The following is a 5,341-nucleotide window of genomic DNA, read 5'->3' as shown; positions in this document are numbered from 1 at the left end:
GCATGGTGCAGGACACGCTACGCCTACGCGGCGAATGGCGGCGTGACACCGTCATGGCCGTGGCCTGCGGGCTCCACAACCTGCGCGTACGTAGCGCCTTGCGTGCTTACGCGCCCGATAAACTCCCCAACCAAGTCGAATAAAGTCTACTGGCTTTGCCTGGCTTTTTATTCGCGCTTGTAATGTGGTCGATATAAGCTAGAATCCGCTTTTACAACTAGATTGACAAAAGCACTATCCCCGAACAAAACCAGCATCGGATGCTGTTCTAACGACTTCGCAGTCTGACGTTACTTCTCATGCACACCATTGAACCCCACTACGCCTGGGTCGACCAGTACTCGGCGTCCGAAGACCCGCTTTCGCCCCTGCACGATGCCGAAAACAGCCTGGACTCCTATGTGAACACCATCTACGGTTACTACATCCATCCGCAGTGGGACAGCCTGGGCTCCGAAACGCTGTTTCTGAAAATCCTGTTCGTGGATTACGAGCTGGGCGCGGCCATTATCGAGTTCATCGGCGAATGGAATGACGCCATCGAAAACGACGTGATGCAACTCAAGCGCAACATTATCGACCTAATGACCCACGAGGGAATCCGTAAATTCATCCTCGTCGGCGAAAACGTGTTTAACTTCCACGGCTCCGAAGACGATTACTACGAGGAGTGGTTTGAGGACGTGGAGGACGGCTGGATTGCGGCCGTGAACTTTCAGGAGCACGTCATCCGCGAAATGCGCCAGTACAACGTGGACAGCTACCTCAACTTCGGCGGCGAACTGGACGAGTTGCCCTGGCGCACGTACCCGCCGCGAAAACTGTTCAAGGTGGTCGATGGCCTGTTGCAGCGGCGGCTGGGGTAAGTTCTTTACAACTGTCCTTCCTCTCTTCGCTTGATGCGCGGAATATTGCAGGGACAATTTTGGGCAAAAAAAGAGGCCTCCCGCGAGCGGAAGGCCTCTTTTTTACATCCGGTGAAGGATGCAGCAATAATTACTGAGCAGGAGCGTCCTGAGCGTCAGCGGCATTCTCCATAGCGTCAGCCTTGGCATCAGCCGAGTCACGCACCATGTCCGCCTTGTCTTCCATAGCGTCAGCCTTCATTTCGCCGGCCTCTTCTACGTTGTCAGCAGCTTGCTCCTGAGCATCTTCGGTCTTGCTGTCGCAAGAAGCGAACGAGAAAGAAACAGCGGCCAGGGCGAGGAACAGTACTTTTTTCATGATGGGGGTTGTTGAGAAAATTTGGAAAGTCGTTTTTGATAAACCAGGCCGCCGGTTCCGAAGAACTACCGGCTGATTTGGGGCTTTATACCCGAAAGGTGCAGAGGTAACCCGGGCGAGGAGAAAAAATGCATCTTTTTTTCATCGCCGCCCGAAAAGACCCTCCTGACAATGCCAGAAGGGTTTTCCGGGTAAATTATTTCTTACGGAACACGATGCCGATGGGCACGCCCGTGAAATCGAAATGCTCGCGCATCCGGTTTTCGAGGTAGCGCGAGTAGCTCTCCTTCACGTACTGGGGCAGGTTGCAGAAGAAGGCAAACACCGGGTTGTGGGTCGGCAACTGGGTGGCGTACTTGATGCGCACGAGCTTGCCCTTCTGGATGGGCGGCGGGTACTTCTCGATTTCCTTGAGCATCACTTCGTTCAGCTCCGAGGTCGGGATTTTGCGGCGCTTGTTGTTGTACACTTCAACGGCCGTTTCGATGGCCTTGTGCACGCGCTGCTTGGTGAGCACGGAGGTGAAAATCACGGGCGGATACGCAATGGGCGCAATCTTCTCCATGATTTTGGCCTCGAACTCCTTGGCCGTGTTGGTTTCCTTGTTCTCGATCAGGTCCCACTTGTTCACCAGAATCACGATGCCCTTGCGGTTCTTGTCGGCCAGGCCGATGATGTTCACGTCCTGCGACTCGATGCCGCGGGTGGCGTCCAGCATCACTATGCACACGTCGGCTTCTTCCAGGGCCCGCAGCGAGCGGAGCACCGAGTAGAACTCCACGTCTTCGTGCACTTTGGTTTTGCGGCGCAGTCCGGCCGTGTCCACCAGCATGAATTCGTTGCCGAAGGCGTTGTAGCGGGCCTGGATGGAGTCGCGGGTGGTGCCGGCAATGTCCGTCACGATGCTGCGGTCGGTGCCCAGCAGCAGGTTCACGAACGACGACTTGCCCACGTTGGGGCGGCCCACGATGGCAATTTTGGGAATCCCCAGATCGGGCTCCTCCACGCCTTCTTCCTCAAAGTGGCTCACTACGACATCGAGCAAGTCGCCGGTGCCGGAGCCGCTGGCCGAGGAAATCGGGAAAATCTCGCCGTCGCCCACGCCCAGCGTGTAGAACTCGCCGGACGAGTGAATGCGCGTGTTGGTATCGGCTTTGTTGGCGACGATGTAAATGGGTTTCTTGCCCTGGTAGCGGCGCAGCACGCTGGCAAACTCCTCGTCGAGGCTGTGCACGCCTTCCATGGCATCTACCATGAACAGCACCACCTGGGCCTCGTCAATGGCCAGCTTCACCTGCTTGTTGATTTCGCCCTCGAAGATGTCGTCGGAGTTGTGCACGTACCCGCCGGTGTCAATCACGGTGTAGTACTTGCCCACCCAGTCGCCGTAGCCGTAGTGCCGGTCGCGGGTTACGCCGCTCTCGTCGTCCATGATGGCTTTGCGCTGACCGACGAGGCGGTTGAAAAGGGTCGATTTGCCCACGTTGGGGCGCCCGACAATGGCAATAGTGTTCTTCATATGTCTGACTCCAGCCGCCGGCCCGACCAAGTTCGGCAGTGCCCGGAGTAGTTAAGTGAGTTTGTGAGTGGTCGGAAGAGGTGAGGTAGTGAGGTGATGAAATGCTGAGTTGATGTTCGAAGGGCCTTATTGTGCTATTTGCGCCAATAGTGCAATAAGGCCTCTCGAACATTAACTCAGCATTTCACCACCTCACTATCTCACCTTATTGATTATACCCGAAACGGTTCAGGGCTTTCGGGTCGGTGCGCCAGTTCTCATTGACCTTGACGTAGATTTCGAGGAAGACTTTCTTCTGGAAGAACTTCTCCATTTCCTCCCGGGCCCAGGTACCTACTTTTTTGAGGGCCGCGCCCTGCTGGCCGATGATGATGCCCTTCTGGCTGGTGCGCTCCACGTAAATGATGGCCCGCATCCGGATGATGGTTTCGTCTTCCTTGAACTCCTCGATTTCGACCTCGCAGCTGTAGGGAACCTCTTTTTTGTAGAGCTTGAAGATTTTCTCCCGGATCATTTCAGCCGCGAAAAACCGCTCGGGCTTGTCGGTTAGCTCGTCTTTGGGGTAGTAGGGCGGGTGCACAGGCAGGTAGCCCAGCACGAGGTCGAGCAATTCGCCGGTGCCAAATTTTTCGAGGGCCGAAATGGGCAGTACCCGGGCCGCGTTGGGCAGGTGCTCGCGCCAGTACTCTACCTTGGCTTCCACCTCGGCCTGGTCGGCCTGATCAATTTTGTTGACCAGCAGCAGAATGGGCGTGTCCACCATTTTACGCAGACGCTCCACGACGGGCTCCTCGTCGTGCTTTTCATAGATATCGGTCACGAACAAGACCACGTCGGCGTCTTCCAGCGACGAGTACACGAACGACATCATGGCGTTGTGCAGCTCGTACTTGGGCTGAATGATGCCGGGCGTGTCGGAGTAGACGAGCTGGAAATCGGCCCCGTTGAGGATGCCCAGGATGCGGTGGCGCGTGGTCTGGGCTTTGCTCGTAACGATGCTGAGCCGCTCACCCATCAGGGCGTTCATGAGCGTGGACTTGCCCACGTTGGGCTTGCCGATAATGCTCACAAAGCCAGCGCGGTGCGGAGTTGGTTCGGTATTCATTTCAGTAGCTGAAATTTAGGGCTGCAAAGGTAGCTCTTTTCTAAGCTGATAGCTATTCGCTGTCAGCTATTCGCTTTTTTGTGGTTTGCTTGAGGATAACCGGTCAACTTTGCGGTTACTACCACACAATCGGCGCTGCCTCTGGCGGCGAAGATGCCAGTTGCTCTACCGAACAAAAAAGCTAACAGCTAACAGCTGTCAGCCAATAGCTCAAACTCAATGTCTTCTTCCAACCAAGGCCGCATCGGCGTGCTGCTCGTCAACCTCGGTACGCCCGACTCGCCCCAGACGCCTGACGTGCGCCGCTACCTCAACGAGTTTCTGACCGACGGCCGGGTGGTCGATATGCCGGCTGCCATCCGCTACCCGCTGTTCCGGGGGCTGGTGGTGCCGCTGCGGGCGCCCAAATCGGCCAAAATCTACCAGCAGCTCTGGACGGAACGCGGCTCGCCCCTGCTCTTCCACGGCCTCGACTTAAAGCAGAAAGTGCAGGACCAGCTCGGTGCCGACTACCTGGTGGCCTTCGGGATGCGCTACCAGAACCCGAGCATTGAAAGCGCTTTGCAGGAGCTGCGCGACGCGGCCGTGCGCCGCATTATCGTGCTGCCGCTGTTTCCGCAGTATGCCTCGGCCAGCACAGGCTCGGTGCAGGAAAAGGTGATGGACCTGGTGAGCAAGTGGTGGATTGTGCCCAACATCAGCTTCATCAGCAATTTTGTGGATGAGCCGGGCTTCATCGAAACCTTCGCCGCCCTGGGCCGCGCCGAAATGGCCAAACACGACTACGACCACTTCGTGTTCAGCTACCACGGCATCCCGGAGCGCCATGTGCTCAAGGGCAGCCACAACGGCCATTGCAAACTGGGCAGCTGCTGCGCCAGCTACAACAAAAACAACCGCTATTGCTACCGGGCGCAGTGTTTCGAAACCTCACGCCAGCTGGGCAAGGCCCTGGGCCTGGCACCGGAGCAGTACACCACCACCTTCCAGAGCCGCCTGCAAAGCCGCCTGCGCGACCCGTGGCTGCAACCCTATACCGACGAGGTAATCAAGGAGTATCCGGCCAAGGGCATCAAAAGCGTACTCGCCTTCAGCCCCGCTTTCGTGGCCGACTGCCTGGAAACCACGATTGAGGTGGGTGAGGAGTTCAAGGAGCTGTTCGAGGAAGCCGGGGGCCAGCACTGGCAGCTTGTGCCCAGCCTCAACTCCAACCCCCAGTGGGTGGAAGCCGTGGCCGGTATGCTCCGCCGGAATTAGCCGGTTGCCAGTTGCCAGTTGCCAGTTGCCAGTTGCCAGTTGCCAGTAAAAGGAACGTCATCCGGAGCGGAGCGAAGGACAACGTTCCGGCGGTGGTATAATGCGGGGTGAGTAGTATCTTACTCCCATGCTTCAGACCACGTTGACGTGTGGCAAGTGCAGCAGTGCTGACTTGCGCAAGAACGGCAGCCGCCACGGCCAGCCCAAATACCAGTGCAAAGCCTGCCGCCACCAAG

At 57.2% G+C, this 5,341-nt stretch carries 6 protein-coding genes; 3 read left to right on the top strand and 3 right to left on the bottom strand.

The features are described from left to right. The first annotated feature begins 299 nt into the window (after positions 1–299). Positions 300–866 carry a hypothetical protein gene (locus D0T11_RS21395; protein ID WP_119657839.1) on the top strand — a complete coding sequence of 189 codons (567 nt, stop codon included), beginning with the start codon at positions 300–302 and terminating at the stop codon, positions 864–866. Between the two features lie 130 nt (positions 867–996). On the opposite strand, the gene D0T11_RS21390 is transcribed toward D0T11_RS21395, so the two are convergent. From D0T11_RS21390 to era, 3 genes are all read right to left on the bottom strand, one after another. Then, positions 997–1,224, bottom strand: a complete 228-nt coding sequence (locus D0T11_RS21390; RefSeq protein WP_119657838.1) for a hypothetical protein — start codon at positions 1,222–1,224, stop codon at positions 997–999. Between the two features lie 196 nt (positions 1,225–1,420). Further along, on the bottom strand, positions 1,421–2,743 hold the full coding sequence (der, locus tag D0T11_RS21385) for a ribosome biogenesis GTPase Der (protein ID WP_119657837.1): 1,323 nt from the start codon (positions 2,741–2,743) through the stop codon (positions 1,421–1,423). Between the two features lie 205 nt (positions 2,744–2,948). Further along, positions 2,949–3,848: a GTPase Era gene (gene era, locus D0T11_RS21380; protein ID WP_119657836.1), complete on the bottom strand. Its 900-nt coding sequence runs from the start codon at positions 3,846–3,848 to the stop codon at positions 2,949–2,951. Between the two features lie 219 nt (positions 3,849–4,067). On the opposite strand from era, the gene hemH reads away from it, so the two are divergent. Together hemH and D0T11_RS23640 are read left to right on the top strand one after the other, a co-directional pair. Then, complete coding sequence (gene hemH, locus D0T11_RS21375; protein ID WP_119657835.1) at positions 4,068–5,105, top strand: ferrochelatase; 1,038 nt, start codon at positions 4,068–4,070, stop codon at positions 5,103–5,105. A gap of 127 nt (positions 5,106–5,232) precedes the next feature. Continuing rightward, a partial coding sequence (locus D0T11_RS23640; RefSeq protein WP_449547621.1) for a transposase-like zinc-binding domain-containing protein occupies positions 5,233–5,341 on the top strand: 109 nt, incomplete at its 3' end.

This window comes from Hymenobacter rubripertinctus (genome assembly GCF_003583925.1).
Classification (GTDB): domain Bacteria; phylum Bacteroidota; class Bacteroidia; order Cytophagales; family Hymenobacteraceae; genus Hymenobacter; species Hymenobacter rubripertinctus.
The sequence above is the reverse complement of the archived record's forward strand: the minus strand, read 5'-3'. Positions and strand labels throughout refer to the sequence as shown.

Coding starts and splice junctions, on each gene's coding strand:
- D0T11_RS21395 (WP_119657839.1), top strand. CDS start 300: ATGCACACCATTGAACCCCACTACGCCTGGGTCGACCAGTACTCGGCG.
- D0T11_RS21390 (WP_119657838.1), bottom strand. CDS start 1,224: ATGAAAAAAGTACTGTTCCTCGCCCTGGCCGCTGTTTCTTTCTCGTTC.
- der (WP_119657837.1), bottom strand. CDS start 2,743: ATGAAGAACACTATTGCCATTGTCGGGCGCCCCAACGTGGGCAAATCG.
- era (WP_119657836.1), bottom strand. CDS start 3,848: ATGAATACCGAACCAACTCCGCACCGCGCTGGCTTTGTGAGCATTATC.
- hemH (WP_119657835.1), top strand. CDS start 4,068: ATGTCTTCTTCCAACCAAGGCCGCATCGGCGTGCTGCTCGTCAACCTC.